The organism is Vibrio tubiashii ATCC 19109, assembly GCF_000772105.1.
Classification (GTDB): domain Bacteria; phylum Pseudomonadota; class Gammaproteobacteria; order Enterobacterales; family Vibrionaceae; genus Vibrio; species Vibrio tubiashii.
Genome location: NZ_CP009354.1, coordinates 436,990 through 456,728 on the forward strand (window position 1 = coordinate 436,990; position 19,739 = coordinate 456,728).

Annotated in this window: 16 protein-coding genes; 9 read left to right on the forward strand and 7 right to left on the reverse strand. The window is 45.5% G+C overall.

Features of this window, described 5'->3' with window-relative positions; all coding sequences use genetic code 11:
* Positions 1-42: 42 nt before the first annotated feature.
* The 4 genes from IX91_RS02200 to nadC all read right to left on the reverse strand — a co-directional run bounded on the left by IX91_RS02200 (position 43) and on the right by nadC (position 4,530).
* Positions 43-1,266 carry a type II secretion system F family protein gene (locus IX91_RS02200; protein WP_004742601.1) on the reverse strand — a complete coding sequence of 408 codons (1,224 nt, stop codon included), beginning with the start codon at positions 1,264-1,266 and terminating at the stop codon, positions 43-45.
* A 10-nt stretch (positions 1,267-1,276) separates the two neighbouring features.
* Positions 1,277-2,968, reverse strand: a complete 1,692-nt coding sequence (gene pilB, locus IX91_RS02205; RefSeq protein WP_004742602.1) for a type IV-A pilus assembly ATPase PilB — start codon at positions 2,966-2,968, stop codon at positions 1,277-1,279.
* A gap of 5 nt (positions 2,969-2,973) precedes the next feature.
* Positions 2,974-3,399: a pilin gene (locus IX91_RS02210; RefSeq protein ID WP_004742603.1), complete on the reverse strand. Its 426-nt coding sequence runs from the start codon at positions 3,397-3,399 to the stop codon at positions 2,974-2,976.
* 243 nt (positions 3,400-3,642) lie between these two features.
* Positions 3,643-4,530, reverse strand: a complete 888-nt coding sequence (nadC, locus tag IX91_RS02215; protein WP_004742604.1) for a carboxylating nicotinate-nucleotide diphosphorylase — start codon at positions 4,528-4,530, stop codon at positions 3,643-3,645.
* Between the two features lie 131 nt (positions 4,531-4,661).
* Between nadC and ampD the strand changes: the two genes are divergently transcribed.
* Complete coding sequence (ampD, locus tag IX91_RS02220; protein WP_004742605.1) at positions 4,662-5,216, forward strand: 1,6-anhydro-N-acetylmuramyl-L-alanine amidase AmpD; 555 nt, start codon at positions 4,662-4,664, stop codon at positions 5,214-5,216.
* Positions 5,217-5,419: 203 nt separating this feature from the next.
* Here the strand turns inward: ampD and fldB are convergent, their stop codons facing one another.
* Positions 5,420-5,941: a flavodoxin FldB gene (gene fldB, locus IX91_RS02225; protein ID WP_004742606.1), complete on the reverse strand. Its 522-nt coding sequence runs from the start codon at positions 5,939-5,941 to the stop codon at positions 5,420-5,422.
* A gap of 163 nt (positions 5,942-6,104) precedes the next feature.
* Here fldB and xerD point away from each other — a divergent pair, with 163 nt between their 5' ends.
* The 7 genes from xerD (at position 6,105) to lpdA (ending at position 17,269) form a co-directional block, all read left to right on the forward strand.
* A complete protein-coding gene (gene xerD, locus IX91_RS02230) occupies positions 6,105-7,001 on the forward strand; it encodes a site-specific tyrosine recombinase XerD (RefSeq protein ID WP_004742607.1) in 897 nt (298 codons plus the stop codon).
* 40 nt (positions 7,002-7,041) lie between these two features.
* Positions 7,042-7,794 carry a thioredoxin fold domain-containing protein gene (locus tag IX91_RS02235; protein ID WP_004742608.1) on the forward strand — a complete coding sequence of 251 codons (753 nt, stop codon included), beginning with the start codon at positions 7,042-7,044 and terminating at the stop codon, positions 7,792-7,794.
* 96 nt (positions 7,795-7,890) lie between these two features.
* On the forward strand, positions 7,891-9,627 hold the full coding sequence (gene recJ, locus IX91_RS02240; protein ID WP_004742609.1) for a single-stranded-DNA-specific exonuclease RecJ: 1,737 nt from the start codon (positions 7,891-7,893) through the stop codon (positions 9,625-9,627).
* Positions 9,628-10,167: 540 nt separating this feature from the next.
* On the forward strand, positions 10,168-10,935 hold the full coding sequence (pdhR, locus tag IX91_RS02245; protein WP_004742610.1) for a pyruvate dehydrogenase complex transcriptional repressor PdhR: 768 nt from the start codon (positions 10,168-10,170) through the stop codon (positions 10,933-10,935).
* Between the two features lie 56 nt (positions 10,936-10,991).
* Positions 10,992-13,655, forward strand: a complete 2,664-nt coding sequence (gene aceE / locus IX91_RS02250; RefSeq protein ID WP_004742611.1) for a pyruvate dehydrogenase (acetyl-transferring), homodimeric type — start codon at positions 10,992-10,994, stop codon at positions 13,653-13,655.
* A gap of 19 nt (positions 13,656-13,674) precedes the next feature.
* Entirely contained in the window at positions 13,675-15,573 is a 1,899-nt protein-coding gene (aceF, locus tag IX91_RS02255; protein ID WP_004742612.1) for a pyruvate dehydrogenase complex dihydrolipoyllysine-residue acetyltransferase, read from the forward strand.
* A gap of 268 nt (positions 15,574-15,841) precedes the next feature.
* Positions 15,842-17,269, forward strand: coding sequence for a dihydrolipoyl dehydrogenase (lpdA, locus tag IX91_RS02260; protein WP_004742613.1), 1,428 nt, complete (start codon positions 15,842-15,844; stop codon positions 17,267-17,269).
* A 120-nt stretch (positions 17,270-17,389) separates the two neighbouring features.
* On the opposite strand, the gene IX91_RS02265 is transcribed toward lpdA, so the two are convergent.
* Positions 17,390-18,010, reverse strand: a complete 621-nt coding sequence (locus IX91_RS02265; RefSeq protein WP_004742614.1) for a LuxR/HapR/OpaR family quorum-sensing transcriptional regulator — start codon at positions 18,008-18,010, stop codon at positions 17,390-17,392.
* Between the two features lie 303 nt (positions 18,011-18,313).
* On the opposite strand from IX91_RS02265, the gene hpt reads away from it, so the two are divergent.
* Positions 18,314-18,844: a hypoxanthine phosphoribosyltransferase gene (hpt, locus tag IX91_RS02270; protein ID WP_004742615.1), complete on the forward strand. Its 531-nt coding sequence runs from the start codon at positions 18,314-18,316 to the stop codon at positions 18,842-18,844.
* A gap of 81 nt (positions 18,845-18,925) precedes the next feature.
* On the opposite strand, the gene can is transcribed toward hpt, so the two are convergent.
* A complete protein-coding gene (can, locus tag IX91_RS02275; RefSeq protein WP_004742616.1) occupies positions 18,926-19,594 on the reverse strand; it encodes a carbonate dehydratase in 669 nt (222 codons plus the stop codon).
* Positions 19,595-19,739: the final 145 nt, after the last annotated feature.

The following is a 19,739-nucleotide window of genomic DNA, read 5'->3' on the forward strand; positions in this document are numbered from 1 at the left end:
TTTAAGTAAAAGCATTCAGTTCAATTAGATAAGCCTTGTATCTTATCCTAAGACACTCATCAAATTAAAGATAGGTAAATACATTGCGACAATCAGACCACCGACAACAATACCTAGAAAGATGATAATCGCGGGCTCTATGATCTTACCAAGGTTATCAACCGTGTTATCGATCTCAAACTCATACACATCGGCAATTTTGTGTAGCATTTCCCCGAGTCGTCCTGACTCTTCACCTATCATTATCATCTGCAAAACCATTTCGGGAAAACAGTCAGAGTTGCGCAGTGAAAGATACAGCGGCATACCTGCAGTGACATCAAGCATAGCCGTTTTGATTGTTTGATGATAATGCTGGTTACGAACCGTTTTAGCGGAGGCTCTTATACCTTCTAGAATTGGGATTCCGGCGTTAAAGCTAGTGGCAAGTGTTCGGCTAAATTTAGCAATTGCCGCTTTAGTCAAAATGTTGCCGAGAAGCGGGATCTTGAGTAGGGCACGATTAAATAGTAATTGAAGTCGGTATGATTTTGTTAAACAGAGCTTAATGACCCCTAAGAACAGTATTAATCCAATTAAGCTAGGTCCCGAATAGGTTTGTAGCCAAGCGGATAAGTCTAACACTTGTTGGGTAAGCCAAGGTAGCTCAGCACCAAAGCCTGCAAACATCGCTTCAAATTGAGGTATCACCATCGTTAGCATTAGATACGTAACTGCGAAAGCCGTGATCATCACCATAGTGGGATAGATGAGCGCTTTGGTGACTTTAGCGTTGAGTCGCTGCGATTTTTCCCGATAGTCAGCAATACGTTGGAGTACTTCCGCTAAGTTGCCAGATTGCTCTCCAGTGGCAACGAGGTCGGTATAAAGGCTATCGAATAGCGGGCTAGCAGCTCCGAGACTCCTTGATAACGGGTTTCCCGATTCTACCTCTTTGCTGATGTAGCTTAAGATCGATCTCATCTCCGCTTTGGGGTGGTTAAGAGTAATAAGCTTCAATACTTGAAGAAGTGGCACTCCGGTCGCAAGCATGGTGCTCAATTGTCTAGTAAGCAAAGTGATGTCTTTCTTTTTGACTCTTTGCGTTAGGCGAGTGACGAGAGACAGTGACTTTCTTCTTAGAGATTTAACACGGATCGATTGCTCACTCAGCTTATCTTTTACTTCGTTGTCACTTAAGGCGAGCGTAGAGCCAGAGACGAGCTTTCCTCGCTGGTTAACCCCCTTCCAGCGATAGTGTTTGAGTTGATGAGATGTTGCTTTCATTTCAGATCACCTACAAGTAAAGAACACGTTGCAACTCTTGGTAACTGGTGACTCCTGCGAGCAGTTTCTCCGTTCCAGACTCTTTAAGCGTCTGCATTCCTTGCTTTATCGCGATCTTTTCGATGGCTTTAGCATCCGCCTTTTGATTGATGACTTGCACTAACTTGTCGTCTATCTGCATCACTTCATAGATTCCGGTTCGCCCAAAGTAGCCTTGATTGCATTCACTGCACCCTTGCTCACTAGCAGCAAAAACCACGGTGTTGTTTGCTAACTCCAGTTGTTGGCAGTGCGCTTCGGGCAAGGTTTGCTGCTGCTTGCAATGGTTACACAGCTTTCGTGCCAAACGTTGGGCAATGATTAAGCTCAGTGATGAAGATAGATTAAATGGGGAGATGCCCATATGTTGCAAGCGAACGATGCTTTCGGCAGCCGAGTTTGTATGCAATGTGGATAGCACTAGGTGACCGGTTTGTGCCGCTTTGACTGCGATTTCAGCCGTTTCAAGGTCGCGTATCTCACCGACCATGACAATATCCGGGTCTTGGCGTAAAAAGGCGCGCAACGCTTGGACGAAGTCTAGTCCAATTCTGGGGTTGATTTGAACTTGGTTAACGCCCGGTAAATTAATTTCCACCGGGTCTTCTGCGGTTGCAATGTTCACTTGTGGGGTATTGAGCATGTTTAACCCCGCATAAAGAGAGACTGTCTTACCGCTGCCCGTTGGTCCTGTCATCAAAATCATGCCTTGGGGTTTACTCAGTAATTTTTGATACAAAGCTTGTTGGTGTTGGTTGTACCCTAGTGATTGAATGTCTAACTCGGCACTGCTGCTATCGAGAAGGCGTAGCACGATCTTCTCGCCCCACAGGGTTGGTAAGGTTGAAATTCGAATATCAACAGCGGTACTTGCACTGAGTTGAAGCTTGATGCGCCCATCTTGAGGTAAGCGGCGCTCGGCAATATCGAGTTTGGCGATGATCTTTAGTCTTGCGGATAACCGACGGCTTAATGTATGGCTAGGTTGTTGAGTCTCAATCAAAATTCCATCACAGCGAAAGCGCACACGATAAGAGGCTTCATAGGGTTCAAAGTGAATATCAGATGCCTTTTTCCTGACCGCATCCAATAAGATTTGATTGATATACCGACTGACTGGGGAGTTATCACTACTCAGGTCTTCGACTGGGTTCATCTCATCATTAGAGATCTCGACTAAGCTGACGAGCTCTTGTTCGCTCAGCTCTTTTGCATGACTCGCTTCTTCACCACAGATAGCGCTGCCATACAAGCGACGTAACGCGCCATTGAGTTGCTTTACGTCAGCTAAAACTAACTCAATCTGCTTTCCGGTCGCAAAGCGAAACTCTTCTTCGATTGCGATATTGGTCGGGTCGGTAACGGCGATAAGCAGTTGGTGTTCACTCTGCCTAATAGGTACAGCTCGGGAGCGGGTGATCAGTTCGCGCAGGCCTAAACTGTGGCATACCGCTTGATAGTCGTAATTAGCAAAGTCGATGATGGGTAAGGCAAAAATTCGCGAGAGTTGTGAGACTAGCTCTGCTTGGGTGAGCCAACCTTGCTCTATTATGACTTCGGCCACGGTAAGGCTTGTATCGTTAACCAGTTCAACTAACTGAGCTTCTTGAGCAGGATCAAGAAGCTCAGCATGGCGTAAAATAGAGGGTAGGTTGGTTAGCATATTGGTTAAGAACAGCCTTTTGGCTTTAGGTCGCTGTCTACGTCAGACTGGCAAGTCCAAGCCCCGTTTCCATCACGCTTTAGAGAGACTTTTTTACTAACAACATCAGGACTAACGCCTGAAGAGCTGAAAGTGAAGAGAATATCTCCCGCCGCTGAAGAAACATTGTCATAGCTAATGATGCCAAGAGGTGAGGAAGGTATTGCCAAGGCAGATGAGTTCGCAGGAAAGCTCCCTTCTGTCAGAACATACGTTTCGACATTGGCACGGTGTCCGGTTATTGAGGCTAATGCTGAGGATGCCTCGCTTTTCGCTACATATGTTTGATATTGAGGCACCGCAATTGCTGCTAGAACGCCAATAACGGCAACCACAATCATCAACTCAATTAAGGTAAAGCCTTTGGTTTTACGGCTTTGTAAGCTTTGCATATTTCTCTCCATAGATAAAAGACGAATTGTCCGGAGAGAGTATTGAATGGGGTGCTAAGCAGAAATGTTGGTACAGGTTGTTTCCGAGTAAGTTAGGGAAAAATAGTCCTTAGTTTCATATCAAGTACAATTTGATCAGAGCTAGGACAAGAGCTGCGGTAGGTTAGCTGGGAGGTAAATACAAAAATAGAGGCTTGGAGCCTCTATTTTTCTTTGATAATGCGTCTGTTCTTCAGCTGATAGTTACTTAAAGCGCATGGATAAATCCATCGCCTTTAGGTGTTTAGTCAGTGCGCCAACCGAGATATAGTCAACGCCAGTCTCAGCGTATTCGCGGATAGTCTCTAGCGTCACATTACCTGAGTTTTCTAGTGCAGCGCGGCCTGCGTTAATTTTTACTGCTTCACGCATCATATCGGTAGTGAAGTTATCGAGCATAATGATATCGGCACCTGCTTCAATCGCTTCTTGCAGCTCTTCAAGGCTCTCTGTTTCGACTTCAACCGGTTTGCCTGGATTGAGCTCTTTTGCCGTTTTAATGGTTTGAGAAATACCACCGTTAGCAATAATGTGGTTCTCTTTGATTAGGTAAGCGTCAAACACACCGATACGATGGTTAAAGCCACCGCCACAGGCAACAGCGTACTTTAATGCACTACGTAGACCAGGAATAGTTTTGCGGGTATCAAGTAGGCGACAACCAGTGCCTTCAATTTTCTCAGCATATTCAGCCACGGTCGTTGCACAACCAGAAAGAGTCTGGATAAAGTTCATCGCATTGCGCTCACCAGTAAGAAGAGCACGAGAAGGGCCTGAAAGAGTACACAGTACTTGGTTAGGCGCTACTTTATCGCCATCTTCTACATTCCACTCAACCTGTACTTCGCCGCCTAGCTGTTTAAATACTTCGTCAGCCCAAGCTTTACCACAAAAAACACCATGTTCTCGAGTGATAATGGTTGCCTCGTTGCGTGCATCTGCAGGGATTAGACTTGCGGTAATATCTGCGGCAGGGTCTAGAGTACCACCCAGATCTTCCTTGATGGTATCCGCGACTGCGCGGGAGATCTCTAAAGGAAGTTGCTGTTTCAAATATTCGAGACGTTCTTGGCTATTGTGTGTGTTTTTCATCGCAAATCTAATACGCAGTTGGACAAGAGGTGGGCATGATACGCTGACTGAGTGTGAAATTCAGCCATTAATCTCGCATTTCATCGCCAAAGGGATAAAATCAGAGAGTTAATCAAGATAATGAGCCGCTTATGATCGATGAAAATGGTTGGTACGACAAAGCTAGACATGTACCTTCACCTTTTTTTGACCACAGAACAGACGCTACAGACATTTCTCTTTTGGTTGTGCATAACATCAGCTTACCGCCGGGTCAGTTTGGTGGTCAGTATATTGAACAGTTTTTTACTGGGCAACTAGACCCGAATGAACATCCGTTCTTTGAAGTGATCCATAATATGGGGGTTTCGGCTCACTGTCTGATCAGGCGTGATGGAGAGGTGGTTCAGTTTGTACCGTTTACTGCCAGAGCATGGCACGCAGGTGTTTCGAGCTTTGCTGGGCGAGATAAGTGCAATGACTACTCTATCGGCATTGAGTTAGAGGGCAGTGACTTTGTTGCCTACACAGATGAGCAATACCAAGCGTTAACGGAGCTCACCAGGCAGATTCAAGTCAGCTACCCGAAAATCACCTTACCGCGCATTACTGGCCACCAATACATTGCACCACTGCGCAAAACCGACCCAGGTTTGGTGTTTGATTGGGGTAGGTTTAGGGGCGGGCTGCGCCCTATGGAGAACTAGAACGCTTCGCTACTGGAAAACTGGATCAGGCTTCGCCTTTCTGGCGGTGGGGGCTGGTTGCCAAGTAATAGGACTATTGATCTTGAAGGTGTTGACGGAATTTGTTCCTAAAGGAAGATAATCAATCAGCTCTCCAGCTCTCCAGCTCTCCAGCTCTCCAGCTCTCCAGCTCTCCAGCTCTCCAGCTCTCCAGCTCTCCAGCTTTAAAGCGTCTCTTGATACTCAACCAGAATCTGCTCGACCCAAGTGGCGATACGTTCATCGCTCAGTTCGTATTGGGAATCTTCATCAAGTGCTAAGCCGACAAATTGACTGCCATCTTCGGTTAGAGCTTTTGAGGCTTCAAACTCGTAGTTCTCGTCGTTAGGCCAGTAGCCAACAAAGTTAGCTCCGGTCTTTTTCAGCTCGTGGTGCAAGAGTCCCATTGCATCCAGGTACCACTCGCCATAGCCTTCTTGATCGCCTAAGCCGAATAGTGCGACGGTTTTGCCATTTAGCGATACGCCATCGATTTGATCCCATAACTCATTCCAGTCTTCTTGGATCTCACCAAAATCCCAAGTCGAAATGCCGATAATCAGAAAATCATAATCTTCCATCAAAGAGAGTGGTGACTCTTTAACGTTGTGAATATCAACAAGGTCTTCACCAATGATAGCGCGGATTTTCTCTGCCGCCATTTCGGTGTAACAAGTCGTTGAGCCGTAAAATAGACCGATTTTCATAGCATTGTTTTATATTTTGAGAATTGATGGTGAATTCTAACCACAAAATGGCGAGCTTTGCAGCGAATATCCACTTTCACTAGCAATTTTTATAGCTTTATTGTTTTGTGGCACTTACATTTGAGCGCAGAAAAAATTTTTGAGGTTTGCCGTGTCACAACAAATGTCGCCTGACCAAGGGCTAGTGGAACAGTTTTTAGATGCGATGTGGATGGAGCGGGGCTTATCTGAAAACACCCTTGCCTCATACCGAAATGATCTCTCAAAGCTAATCCAGTGGATGACAGCCAATAATTATCGTCTCGACTTTATCAGTTTGTCTGGGCTGCAAGACTACCAGACGTGGTTGGTCGATGAAGGGTATAAGCAAACTTCACGAGCAAGAATGTTGTCCGCAATTCGACGTCTGTTTCAGTATTTGCATCGTGAGAAAGTACGCAGTGATGATCCGAGTGCACTACTGGTAAGCCCAAAACTACCCAAACGCCTGCCTAAAGATCTGACTGAAGAACAAGTGGATGCGCTACTTGATGCGCCAGATCCGAATGATCCGATGGAGCTGCGTGATAAAGCCATGCTTGAATTGCTTTATGCGACCGGGTTGCGTGTCACAGAGCTAGTCAGTCTGACAATGGAAAACGTCAGCTTGCGTCAAGGCGTTGTTCGGGTCACGGGTAAAGGTGGTAAAGAGCGTTTGGTGCCGATGGGAGAAAATGCCGTTGAATGGATTGAAACTTTTATCCACCAAGGCAGGTCTGAATTACTTGGAGAGACAACCTCTGATGTGGTGTTTCCAAGTAAACGCGCGCGACAAATGACTCGCCAGACGTTTTGGCATCGTATAAAGCACTACGCGGTGATAGCTGGAATTGATACCGAACTACTTTCTCCTCACGTGCTAAGACACGCTTTTGCGACCCATTTGTTGAACTACGGCGCAGACTTACGTGTAGTACAGATGCTTTTGGGGCATAGTGACTTGTCTACAACACAAATTTATACTCATGTAGCAACTGAACGATTGAAACAGCTACACAGTGAGCATCACCCAAGGGCTTAATCGCTCAGGGTTACAACTAAATCGATTTAAGGTGAATTGAATGAGCGTATTACGCCGAATGACTCTACTTACATTGCCATTTCTACTTGCTACACAAACCGTATCTGCAGGTGATGTGAAATTTGATAAAGCGCAGCTAGAAGAACATTTTGCCAAGCTAGGATTGGAAGTGAAGGACGTTGTTCCTGCTGATATTGATGGCTTAGTTGAAATACAAACCAGCGGTGGAATCCTGTTCTCATCACCAACTGGCGATTACTTTATCACGGGTACCTTGTACAAGTTGGACTCTAATGGCAAGTACGAAGATGTGCTAGCAAAACGCCAAGCGCCAATCAATGCGGCGAAAATTGAAGCCTTTAAAGACAGCATGATTGAGTTTAAAGCTAAAGATGAGAAGTACGTGATCTCTGTGTTCACTGATATTACATGTGGCTACTGTGTTCGACTTCATAGTCAGATGAAAGACTACAATGACCTAGGGATTACTATTCGTTATCTTGCTTATCCTCGTCAGGGGGCGACAGGCTCAGTAGCTGATCAAATGGCATCGATTTGGGGTGCTGAAGATCCACAATCCGCGATGCACAACGGTAAGGTAAAGCGTGAGTTCCCAGAAAAGAGTGAAGACTTTGCTAAGTATCAGCAGATTATTCAGGATCACTATGCGCTAGGTCGTGAACTAGGAATCAGTGGTACGCCAGCAATCTTCTTACCTAATGGTGAGATGGTCGGTGGTTACTTGCCACCAGAACAGATGTTGCAACGCCTGCAACAAACTCCAAAGTCGTAATTTAAACGAATCAAGTAACCAAACTAAATATCCTCAGTTTAGTTTGGTTACTGCTATGATTGTCCCACTTAACTTATCATCACCCGATCTATTGCCATGATTGAAATCCAACGTCGCCCTGAACCTGATTTATCCTCTCTGCCAGATACCATTGCGCCTTTACTTAAACGTATCTACGCCAGTCGAGGCATCACATCGCAGCAACAACTAGATACTACAGCGCGTGCGTTGCACTCCTATCAAAAACTGCATGGCATTGAAGCGGCGGTTGAGCTGTTATTTGAGTCTATTCAGCACAACAAGCGGATAATCGTGGTGGGTGATTTTGATGCAGATGGGGCGACAAGTTCGGCTTTGTCTGTATTGGCGCTTAGGATGTTAGGTTCGAGTAATGTCGACTACCTAGTCCCAAATCGTTTTGAAGATGGCTATGGCCTAAGTCCTGAGGTTGTTGACCAAGCGATTGAGATTGGCGCTGAAGTGATTATGACCGTCGACAATGGGGTCTCTTCGATTGATGGTGTGCGCTATGCGAAAGAGCAGGGCTTGAAGGTATTGGTGACTGATCACCACTTACCTGGTCATGAGCTGCCGAATGTTGATGCCATGGTCAATCCCAACCTGCAAGAGTGCGCGTTTCCCTCCAAGGCTTTAGCTGGCGTTGGCGTTGCCTTTTACTTGATGATGGCGCTTTGCGTTCATATGCGTAAAACCGGCTGGTTTGCCGAGCAAGGGATGGCAGAACCTAAGTTAATGGAGTTGATTGACTTAGTGGCACTCGGTACGGTTGCCGATGTTGTACCTCTAGATGAAAACAATCGTATTTTGGTTCATCAAGGTTTACAGCGAATTAGAGCGGGTAAAGCGCGTCCGGGCATTCAAGCTCTGATTGAAGTGGCAAAGCGAGATTCACGTCGTTTAGTGGCTTCTGATTTTGGTTTCGCGTTAGGGCCACGTATCAATGCTGCGGGTCGATTAGATGATATGTCGTTTGGTGTTGAGCTGTTAATGGCAAACAACATTCATGCCGCACGTCGAATGGCGAGCGAGTTAGATGGTTTGAACCAAACTCGCAAAGAAATTGAAGAGGGAATGAAGCAAGAAGCGATGGCTTTTTGTGAACGTCTGCAGTTCGGCGATCAAGATATGCCTCATGGCCTAGTACTTTTTCAGCGTGATTGGCATCAGGGCGTGATTGGTATTTTAGCCTCACGCATTAAAGAGAAGTTTCACCGTCCTGTGATTGCTTTTGCAGATGGTGGTGAAGGCTCGATTAAAGGTTCATGCCGCTCGATACCGGGTCTTCATATGCGTGACACCTTAGATCGCATCGATACGCAAAACCCAGGTTTGATACTCAAGTTCGGTGGGCACGCGATGGCAGCGGGTCTAACCATTTTGGAGAGAGATTTTGAACGCTTCTCTAAACTGTTTGATGAGGCAGTAAAGCAAGACTTAGATGAAGCGGCACTGAAAGGTGTTATTTTGTCTGATGGCGAACTCAAGCCAGAAGAGTTCTCTATGCATGTCGCCGAGATGCTTCGTGCTGGTGGACCTTGGGGGCAAGCTTTCCCAGAACCACTGTTTGACGGTGAATTTAAAGTGCTTCATCAGAAACTGGTTGGCGAGAAGCACCTGAAACTTATGCTAGAACCCCTACACAAAGGCCATCCAACCAATATCATGATTGATGGTATTGCATTCAACGTTGATCTGCGCCGCTGGCCTGATGCTTCAGTGAAAACGGTGCGTTTAGCCTATAAGCTCGACATTAATGAGTTCCGCGGCAATCAATCGTTGCAGTTGATGATTGATCATTTAGAGGCGAAGTAGTGCCTATGGAAAACTAGAGCGCCTCGCTGCTAGATAATTGGATCGGGCTTCGCCCTGCTGGAGGTAGGTAACGGCAGAGTGATGATGAAGCCTTTGATGAAAATATGTTGACAGTATTCACTTCTTAGAAGAAATCATCTGCCAGTTCTCTAGTTCTCTAGTTCTCTAGTTCTCTAGTTCTCTAGTTCTCTAGTTCTCTAGTTCTCTAGTTCTCTAGTTCTCTAGTTCTCTAGTTCTCCAGCTCTCCAAACTCCTCATTTCCCATCTTTTCACGACATATTCTGTTCATATTCCTTTAAAACTTACCAATTAAACTGTGATACCTAGCACGGTTTATTCCCATCTGTTTATATTTTGTAATTGGTCAGACCAATTTGATTGCTGTTTTAATCAGCTATTGTTATCAAAGTGTTGGTACATGGCTCGTTCTATGATTTGGGTCAATTTTTGTCTGGAACTTGCGTTTTAATTATGTTAATTTTCTCGCCAACTTAAAATTGGTATTACCAATTGACTGCAAAGAGTAGAAGAAAAACAACTATGGCTTATCAAAGGATTCGTCAGCCAAAACTTTCTGATGTGATTGAACAAGAGTTAGAAAGGCTGATTGTGGAAGGAACATTGTCTCCGGGGCAGCAGCTGCCTCCAGAGCGCGAACTGGCAAAACAGTTTGATGTTTCCCGTCCTTCAATCCGAGAAGCGATACAACGTTTAGAAGCTAAACGTCTTCTTACTCGCCGTCAGGGTGGTGGCACTTTTGTTAGCGAGAACATCTGGACCAGCTTTTCAGATCCTCTGCTAAATTTATTGTCTAGCCACTCCGAAACTCAGCTGGATTTACTGGAAACGCGTCATGCGATGGAAGGTATAGCCGCTTACTTTGCAGCAGTTCGTGGTACCGAGGAAGACTTCGCTCGTATTCAGGCTTGCCTGAAAAACATCAGTGAAGAGCAAACTAAGAAGAATGTCGAAGCAGAATCAGCTGCGGTAATGCAGTTTTTGATCGCTTTAACTGAAGCTGCCCATAACGTGGTACTTCTGCACATTGTTCGCAGCCTTGCGCCTTTGCTAGAGCAGAATGTCTTGCAGAATTTAAAGCTCTTACATCGCCGCGATGAAGTGGTCGAAAAAGTAAGTAAACACCGAGCTAATATCGTGGATGCGATTGTTTCTGGTCAGCCTGAAAAGGCGCGTGAAATGTCTCACTCACACTTAGCTTATATTGAAGAAACATTGTTGGATTTGACTCGTGAAGAGTCTCGCAGAGAGCGTTCTTTGCGTCGAATTCAGCAAGGTAACGATTCTTAAAACAAGAAACGGTTACTTTAAATAAGTAGATCCAACCAATAGAAGGATAGATCGCCATGTCTGATATGAAGCATGACGTAGATGCACTGGAAACTCAAGAATGGCTACAAGCACTTGAGTCAGTTGTACGTGAAGAAGGTGTAGAACGTGCTCAGTTCCTACTAGAGCAAGTTCTAGACAAAGCACGTCTAGACGGTGTTGATATGCCAACAGGTATCACAACGAACTACATCAACACGATTCCTGCAGATCAAGAACCAGCTTACCCAGGTGACACAACTCTTGAGCGCCGTATTCGTTCCATCATCCGTTGGAACGCAATCATGATCGTTCTACGTGCATCTAAGAAAGACTTAGAGCTAGGCGGCCACATGGCGTCTTTCCAGTCTTCTGCTGCATTCTACGAAGTATGTTTCAACCACTTCTTCCGCGCTCCAAACGAGACGGACGGTGGCGATCTAGTATACTACCAAGGTCACATCTCACCAGGTATCTACTCTCGTGCATTCGTTGAAGGTCGTCTAACTGAAGAGCAGCTAGATAACTTCCGTCAAGAAGTAGACGGTAAAGGTATCCCATCATACCCGCACCCTAAACTGATGCCTGAGTTCTGGCAGTTCCCTACAGTTTCTATGGGTCTAGGTCCTATTTCTGCGATCTACCAAGCGCGTTTCCTTAAGTACCTAGACGGTCGTGGTATGAAAGATACTTCGGCTCAGCGTGTATATGCGTTCCTAGGTGACGGTGAGATGGATGAGCCAGAATCACGTGGTTCACTATCTTTCGCTGCGCGTGAGAAGCTAGACAACCTATGTTTCCTAGTTAACTGTAACCTACAGCGTTTAGATGGCCCTGTAATGGGTAACGGTAGCATCATCCAAGAGCTAGAAGGCCTATTCAAAGGTGCTGGCTGGAATGTTGTTAAAGTTATCTGGGGTAGCAACTGGGATGCACTACTTGCTAAAGATACGTCTGGCAAGCTTCTACAGCTAATGAACGAAACTGTAGATGGTGACTACCAAACATTTAAATCTAAAGACGGTGCTTACGTACGTGAACACTTCTTTGGTAAGTACCCAGAGACAGCTGCACTAGTTGCAGATATGACTGATGACGAAATCTTCGCACTTAAGCGTGGTGGTCACGAGTCTTCTAAGCTGTACGCAGCATACAAAAACGCGGCAGAAACTAAAGGTCGTCCAACAGTAATCCTAGCTAAGACTGTTAAAGGTTACGGCATGGGTGAAGCGGCTGAAGGTAAGAACATCGCGCACCAAGTTAAGAAGATGGACATGACTCACGTACTACATCTACGTGATCGCCTAGGTCTTCAAGACATCCTAACTGACGAAGCGGTTAAAGAGCTTCCGTACCTGAAACTTGAAGAAGGTTCTGCGGAATACGATTACCTACACGCTCGTCGTAAAGAACTAAAAGGTTACACGCCACAGCGTCTACCTAAGTTCACTCAAGAATTCAAAGTACCTGAGCTAGAAGAGTTCGCGCCGCTACTAAGCGAGCAAAAGCGTGATATCTCTACAACTATGGCTTACGTTCGTACTCTTAACATCCTGCTTAAGAACAAGAACATTGGTAAGAACATCGTTCCTATCATCTGTGATGAAGCACGTACGTTCGGTATGGAAGGTCTATTCCGTCAGATCGGTATCTACAACCCGCACGGTCAGGAATACACACCAGAAGATAAAGGCATTGTTTCTTACTACAAAGAAGCGACATCTGGTCAGGTACTACAAGAAGGTATCAACGAGCTAGGCTCAATGGCATCTTGGGTTGCTGCTGCTACTTCTTACAGCACAAACGATCTGCCAATGATCCCGTTCTACATCTACTACTCTATGTTCGGTTTCCAACGTGTTGGCGACATGGCGTGGATGGCTGGTGACCAACAAGCTCGTGGTTTCCTACTAGGTGCTACTGCTGGTCGTACAACGCTAAACGGTGAAGGTCTACAGCACGAAGATGGCCACTCGCACATCATGGCGAACACAGTACCTAACTGTATCTCTTACGATCCAACATTCGCTTACGAAGTTGCAGTCATCATGCAAGACGGTATCCGTCGCATGTACGGTGAGAACCAAGAGAACGTGTTCTACTACCTAACTGTGATGAACGAAAACTACGCAATGCCAGCAATGCCAGAAGGCGCTGAAGAAGGCATCCGTAAGGGTATCTACAAGCTTGAGTCTTACGCAGGTGACAAGTCTAAAGTTCAGCTAATGGGCTCTGGTACTATCATGAACGAAGTACGTAAAGCAGCGACTATCCTAAGCGAAGAGTACGGCATCGCTTCTGACGTGTTCTCTGTAACGTCGTTCAACGAGCTAACTCGTGATGGTCAAGACGCAGAGCGTTACAACATGCTTCACCCAGAAGGCGAAGCAAAAGTACCTTACATTGCACAAGTAATGGGTACTGAGCCAGCTATCGCAGCGACTGACTACATGAAGAACTACTCTGAGCAAGTTCGCGCGTTCATGCCTTCTGAGTCATACAAAGTGCTGGGTACAGATGGTTACGGCCGTTCTGATAGCCGTGAGAACCTACGTCGTCACTTCGAAGTTAACGCAGGCTACGTGGTAGTTGCAGCGCTAACTGAACTAGCTAAGCGTGGTGATGTTGAGAAGTCAGTAGTAACTGAAGCTATTGCTAAGTTCGACATCGACACTGAAAAAACTAACCCGCTATACGCTTAATTGAGAAGGTAAATAAGAAATGGCAATCGAAATTAATGTACCAGACATCGGTGCGGATGAGGTTGAAGTTACTGAAATTCTTGTAAGCGTTGGCGACAAGGTTGAAGAAGAGCAGTCTCTGATCACTGTTGAAGGCGACAAAGCTTCTATGGAAGTTCCAGCGTCTCAAGCAGGTATCGTTAAAGAAATCAAAGTAGCGGAAGGCGACTCTGTTACTACGGGTTCTCTTATCATGGTCTTCGAAGCGGAAGGTGCAGCAGCACCGGCTGCTCCAGCAGTTGAAGCGGCGGCACCAGTTGCAGCTGCTCCAGCAGCAGCGGCAGAGCTTAAAGAAGTTCACGTACCAGATATTGGTGGCGATGAAGTTGAAGTAACTGAAATCATGGTTGCAGTTGGCGACAGCATTGAAGAAGAGCAATCTCTTCTAACGGTTGAAGGCGACAAAGCTTCTATGGAAGTACCTGCACCATTCGCTGGTACACTAAAAGAGATCAAAGTAGCAGCAGGCGATAAAGTTACGACTGGCTCTTTAATCATGGTATTCGAAGTAGCAGGCTCTGGCGCTCCAGCGGCACCTGCAGCAGTAGAAGCTCCAGTTGCAGCGGCTCCAGCAGCATCAGCAGCGAAAGAAGTTAACGTTCCTGATATCGGCGGTGACGAAGTTGAAGTAACTGAGATCATGGTTGCAGTTGGCGATACAGTGGAAGAAGAGCAATCTCTAATCACTGTTGAAGGTGACAAAGCTTCAATGGAAGTTCCTGCTCCGTTTGCTGGTACAGTTAAAGAGATCAAGATTGCAGCAGGCGACAAAGTGTCGACTGGCTCGCTAATCATGGTCTTCGAAGTGGCGGGTGCAGCACCTGCTCAAGCAGCCCCAGCTCAAGCTGCGGCACCTGCAGCCGCTCCAGCCGCATCGGCGGACCGTCCTAAAGCAGAAGCTCCAGCGGCACCTTCAGCAACAGGTGATTTCCAAGAGAACAATGAGTACGCACACGCGTCTCCAGTTGTTCGTCGTCTAGCTCGTGAGTTTGGCGTTAACCTTTCTAAGGTTAAAGGTACTGGTCGTAAGAGCCGTATCCTAAAAGAAGACGTACAGTCTTACGTTAAAGATGCGCTTAAGCGTCTTGAGTCTGGCGCAGGTGCAGCGGCATCTGGTAAAGGCGACGGCGCGGCTCTTGGTCTACTACCTTGGCCAAAAGTGGACTTCAGCAAGTTCGGCGAAACTGAAGTTCAGAAGCTTTCTAAGATCAAGAAGATCTCAGGCGCTAACCTGCACCGTAACTGGGTAATGATCCCTCACGTTACACAGTGGGATAACGCTGACATCACTGAGCTAGAAGCATTCCGTAAAGAGCAGAACGCTATCGAAGCGAAGAAAGACACGGGTATGAAGATCACACCACTTGTGTTCATCATGAAAGCGGCAGCGAAAGCGCTAGAAGCATTCCCAGCGTTCAACTCTTCTCTATCTGAAGATGGCGAAAGCATCATTCTGAAGAAATACGTGAACATCGGTATCGCAGTAGATACGCCTAACGGCCTAGTTGTTCCTGTATTTAAAGATGTAAACAAGAAAGGCATCTACGAGCTATCTGAAGAGCTAATGGCTATTTCTAAGAAAGCACGTGCTGGTAAGCTAACTGCTGGTGACATGCAAGGCGGTTGTTTCACAATCTCTAGCCTAGGTGGTATCGGCGGTACTGCGTTTACACCAATCGTAAATGCTCCAGAAGTTGGTATCCTAGGTGTGTCTAAGTCTGAAATGAAGCCAGTGTGGAACGGTAAAGAGTTCGAACCACGTCTGCAGCTTCCACTATCTCTATCATACGACCACCGTGTGATTGATGGTGCTGAAGGTGCTCGCTTCATCACGTTCTTGAACGCAGCGCTATCAGACATCCGTCGTCTAGTTCTTTAATTAAAGATTAGATGATTTAGAGGCGGCATTAGAGCCGCCTCTACTACTAATAATTATCAAACAATTTGATTGCAGACCTTAGAGTCAATAGGGTTTTCTCAAGCGAATTGTTGTCTAGCTCACAGGCTAAATTGATTTACTTTTCACACCATTAACATCTCTGTAAACTGATGGCGGTCTGAAAATAACTGTTTAAAATAAACTGACTTGAACATATAGAATCAATACCCACTCAGCCTGTTAGGGATAATGACTACAAGAGGTCAAAATGAGCAAAGAAATTAAAGCCCAAGTTGTAGTACTTGGTGCAGGTCCTGCTGGTTACTCTGCCGCTTTCCGTTGTGCAGACTTAGGTCTAGAAACGGTTCTTATCGAGCGTTACAGCACTCTTGGTGGTGTGTGTCTAAACGTGGGTTGTATCCCATCTAAAGCACTACTTCACGTATCTAAAGTTATCGAAGAAGCAAAAGCACTTGCTGACCACGGTATCGTATTTGGTGAACCTCAAACGGATATCGACAAGATCCGTAAGTGGAAAGAGAAAGTAATTAACCAACTAACTGGCGGTCTTGGCGGTATGGCTAAGATGCGTAAAGTTAACGTGGTTAACGGTTTTGGTAAATTCACTGGTCCTAACACTATCGAAGTGGAAGGCGAGGAAGGCAAAACTGTTGTTAACTTTGACAACGCTATCGTTGCAGCGGGTTCTCGCCCAATCAAGCTACCATTTATCCCACATGAAGACCCACGTATTTGGGACTCAACTGACGCTCTAGAGCTGAAGGAAGTTCCAGGAAAACTTCTAATCATGGGTGGTGGTATCATCGGTCTAGAAATGGGTACGGTTTACCACTCTCTAGGTTCTCAAATCGATGTTGTTGAAATGTTCGACCAAGTTATCCCTGCTGCGGATAAAGATATCGTGAAGGTTTACACTAAGCGTATCAAGAACAAGTTCAACCTAATGCTTGAAACGAAAGTAACAGCAGTTGAAGCGAAAGAAGACGGTATCTACGTTTCAATGGAAGGCAAGAAAGCACCAGCAGAAGCTGAGCGCTACGATGCTGTTCTAGTTGCTATCGGTCGTGTGCCAAATGGTCAACTTCTTGATGCAGAAAAAGCGGGTCTAGAAGTAGACGAGCGCGGTTTCATCAACGTTGATAAGCAAATGCGTACTAACGTTCCTCACATCTTTGCTATCGGTGATATCGTTGGTCAACCAATGCTTGCTCACAAAGGTGTGCATGAAGGTCACGTTGCTGCTGAAGTTATTGCTGGTAAGAAGCACTACTTCGACCCTAAAGTTATTCCTTCAATTGCTTACACTGAGCCAGAAGTGGCATGGGTTGGTAAGACTGAGAAAGAAGCAAAAGCGGAAGGCATCAACTACGAAACGGCTACATTCCCATGGGCAGCTTCAGGTCGTGCAATCGCGTCTGACTGTGCAGACGGTATGACTAAGCTAATCTTCGACAAAGACACTCATCGTGTAATTGGTGGTGCTATCGTTGGTACTAACGGTGGTGAACTACTTGGTGAAATCGGTCTAGCGATCGAGATGGGCTGTGATGCTGAAGATATCGCACTAACAATCCATGCTCACCCAACTCTACACGAGTCAGTAGGTCTAGCGGCGGAAGTGTTTGAAGGTACAATCACTGACCTTCCAAACCCTAAAGCGAAAAAGAAGAAGTAATCCACTCTTCTAGCTGAATCTAAAAACCGCTGAGCTCTCTCAGCGGTTTTTTTATGCTCTGCATACAACAAAGCCTGCTCGTTGAGCAGGCTTTGTCTTAGTGTGCGTCAGGCTTTTAGGTTACGCGTTTTTCGCGTGCTTGTAGATGCACAGCATGTCTAAGTAGCTTTCAGTTAGCTTCTTCATGCCGTCTTCATCTTGAGTACGGTTTGCTTGCACAAACAGTGAGTAGAAGATACCGTGGAACAGAGTCGCTAGTTCAGCAGGCTCATGCTCTTCACATACCTCACCACGTTCAATTGCCTTAACAAACATATTCTGAACCAAGAGTTGGTTAGTACGGTTTGTTGAAACAAACAGTGGCCATACTTCATCACGGGTTGATGCACTCCATTCGAACCACACTTTAAGCCAGTGGCAGTCGTTAAGTACCAGTTCAACCATTGCTGAAGTCAGGTTATTTAGGTTTTCTTTCGCGTGAATATCTAAATCGATATTGTCTGATAGAAAGTTTGAGAATTGACGAACAACGTAATTTAGTACGTCATCAACCAAATCTTCACGAGTCGGGAAGTAGTTGAAGACAGTAGCCACAGAAACCTGCGCAATTTCTGCAATGTCAGCATGACCACCGCGGCCGATGCCACGACGAGCGAACACTTCCAGTGCGATTTCCATTAGTTGCTGTTTTCGTTTTTGCGGTGAAAGACGCGTACGCGGTCTTTTAGCAATTGAGTCCATAATTAATTTCCTTGCCAAATGAGTTGTTTATATTTGTTTGGGCTTTTTGCCCTATTTATTAATTTATAATTTGCTGACGCCCTATGAGTGTAATGGTGCATATAGTTAAGGTCAACGGTTTCAGTCTATTTTATAATCACTTTTGTTAATATCGTGCTAAAGATCAATAAGAAATAATCCTGCGTTTCATGAATTATTTAGGCAAACGTTTTTCCTTGGCGCATGCTGGTGGTAAACTACGCGCCTAAATCTTGAGTGACTATAATTACGCTCTATACAGCTAACGTGAAAAACGAGATTGGTATGAAACATACAGTAGAAGTAATGATTTCTGAGCAGGAAGTCAGTGAACGAGTTAAAGAGCTAGGTAAGCAAATTAGCGAACACTACAAGGGCAGCGAAGATGTGGTTCTAGTGGGGCTTCTGCGTGGATCATTTGTATTCATGGCTGACTTAGCGCGTGCCATCGACTTGACTCACCAAGTGGATTTCATGACAGCTTCTAGCTACGGCAATACAATGGAAAGTTCACGAGATGTTCGTATCTTGAAAGATCTTGATGACGATATTAAAGGCAAAGATGTCCTGTTAGTCGAAGACATTATCGATACAGGTAACACTTTGAACAAAGTAAAAGAGATTCTGAGCCTTCGTGAGCCTAAGTCGATTGAAATCTGTACGCTACTAGACAAGCCTTCTCGTCGTGAAGTTGCGGTAGATGTGAAGTGGATTGGTTTTGAAATTCCAGATGAGTTCGTTGTTGGTGTCGGTATCGACTACGCACAAAAATACCGTCACTTGCCTTACATTGGTAAAGTAGTTCCTCAAGAGTAACTCAACTCTTAAAGCTAGATACAGTAAAACGCCCGCTAACTTAGCGGGCGCTTTTTATTGAATTAGAGAATAGGTAGCTGCTTAACGACACAGAAGCTTATGCTGCGGGTTTAGGACGCTTTCCATTGCTTTTTGGTAAGAGCTTTCGACGCTTTCACGAGAATTAGAACGAGCGCCTAAGTACTCTAGCTTACCATCACCGATGCCATAGACCACGCCATGAATCTCAATATCTTGTCCACGTTCCCAAGCGTTTTGCATAATGGTTGAGTTAGCAAGGTTGTAAACTTGCTCAACGACATTGATTTCGCCGAGTTTATCCGCGCGATCTTGTTCAGGCATGGTTTCTAGGTAATCACGATGCTTGAAATACAAATCGCGAATATGTAGTAACCAGTTGTTGATCAAGCCTAGCTGTGGGTTATCAATTGCCGCTTTTACGCCCCCACAGCCATAGTGGCCACAGACAATGACATGTTTTACTTTAAGAACGTCTACTGCGTACTGCACGACTGATAGGCAGTTAAGGTCGGTATGGATAACTTGGTTCGCGACGTTACGGTGAACAAACAGCTCGCCAGAGTAGAGCCCAGTCAAGCGTTCTGCAGGTACTCGACTATCTGAACAACCAATCCATAAAAAGCCAGGGCTTTGTCCTTCTTCCAATTTGGCAAAGTATTCAGGGCGTTCTGCCTTGATCGACTCGGACCATTTCGAATTGTTCTCAAATAACTGTTTAATTTCCGGCATCTTACTCACAACCCTTAATAAAAACTTGCATCACTATACACAATGTTACAATTCCCTTCCCGTCAAAATTGGGTAAAACGGTACTCATCTGACGTGTTCGAGCGCCAAAAATCATAAACTTAGTCGCTATCCTAACTAATGGTTA

Coding starts and splice junctions, on each gene's coding strand:
- IX91_RS02200 (WP_004742601.1), bottom strand. CDS start 1,266: ATGAAAGCAACATCTCATCAACTCAAACACTATCGCTGGAAGGGGGTT.
- pilB (WP_004742602.1), bottom strand. CDS start 2,968: ATGCTAACCAACCTACCCTCTATTTTACGCCATGCTGAGCTTCTTGAT.
- IX91_RS02210 (WP_004742603.1), bottom strand. CDS start 3,399: ATGCAAAGCTTACAAAGCCGTAAAACCAAAGGCTTTACCTTAATTGAG.
- nadC (WP_004742604.1), bottom strand. CDS start 4,530: ATGAAAAACACACACAATAGCCAAGAACGTCTCGAATATTTGAAACAG.
- ampD (WP_004742605.1), top strand. CDS start 4,662: ATGATCGATGAAAATGGTTGGTACGACAAAGCTAGACATGTACCTTCA.
- fldB (WP_004742606.1), bottom strand. CDS start 5,941: ATGAAAATCGGTCTATTTTACGGCTCAACGACTTGTTACACCGAAATG.
- xerD (WP_004742607.1), top strand. CDS start 6,105: ATGTCGCCTGACCAAGGGCTAGTGGAACAGTTTTTAGATGCGATGTGG.
- IX91_RS02235 (WP_004742608.1), top strand. CDS start 7,042: ATGAGCGTATTACGCCGAATGACTCTACTTACATTGCCATTTCTACTT.
- recJ (WP_004742609.1), top strand. CDS start 7,891: ATGATTGAAATCCAACGTCGCCCTGAACCTGATTTATCCTCTCTGCCA.
- pdhR (WP_004742610.1), top strand. CDS start 10,168: ATGGCTTATCAAAGGATTCGTCAGCCAAAACTTTCTGATGTGATTGAA.
- aceE (WP_004742611.1), top strand. CDS start 10,992: ATGTCTGATATGAAGCATGACGTAGATGCACTGGAAACTCAAGAATGG.
- aceF (WP_004742612.1), top strand. CDS start 13,675: ATGGCAATCGAAATTAATGTACCAGACATCGGTGCGGATGAGGTTGAA.
- lpdA (WP_004742613.1), top strand. CDS start 15,842: ATGAGCAAAGAAATTAAAGCCCAAGTTGTAGTACTTGGTGCAGGTCCT.
- IX91_RS02265 (WP_004742614.1), bottom strand. CDS start 18,010: ATGGACTCAATTGCTAAAAGACCGCGTACGCGTCTTTCACCGCAAAAA.
- hpt (WP_004742615.1), top strand. CDS start 18,314: ATGAAACATACAGTAGAAGTAATGATTTCTGAGCAGGAAGTCAGTGAA.
- can (WP_004742616.1), bottom strand. CDS start 19,594: ATGCCGGAAATTAAACAGTTATTTGAGAACAATTCGAAATGGTCCGAG.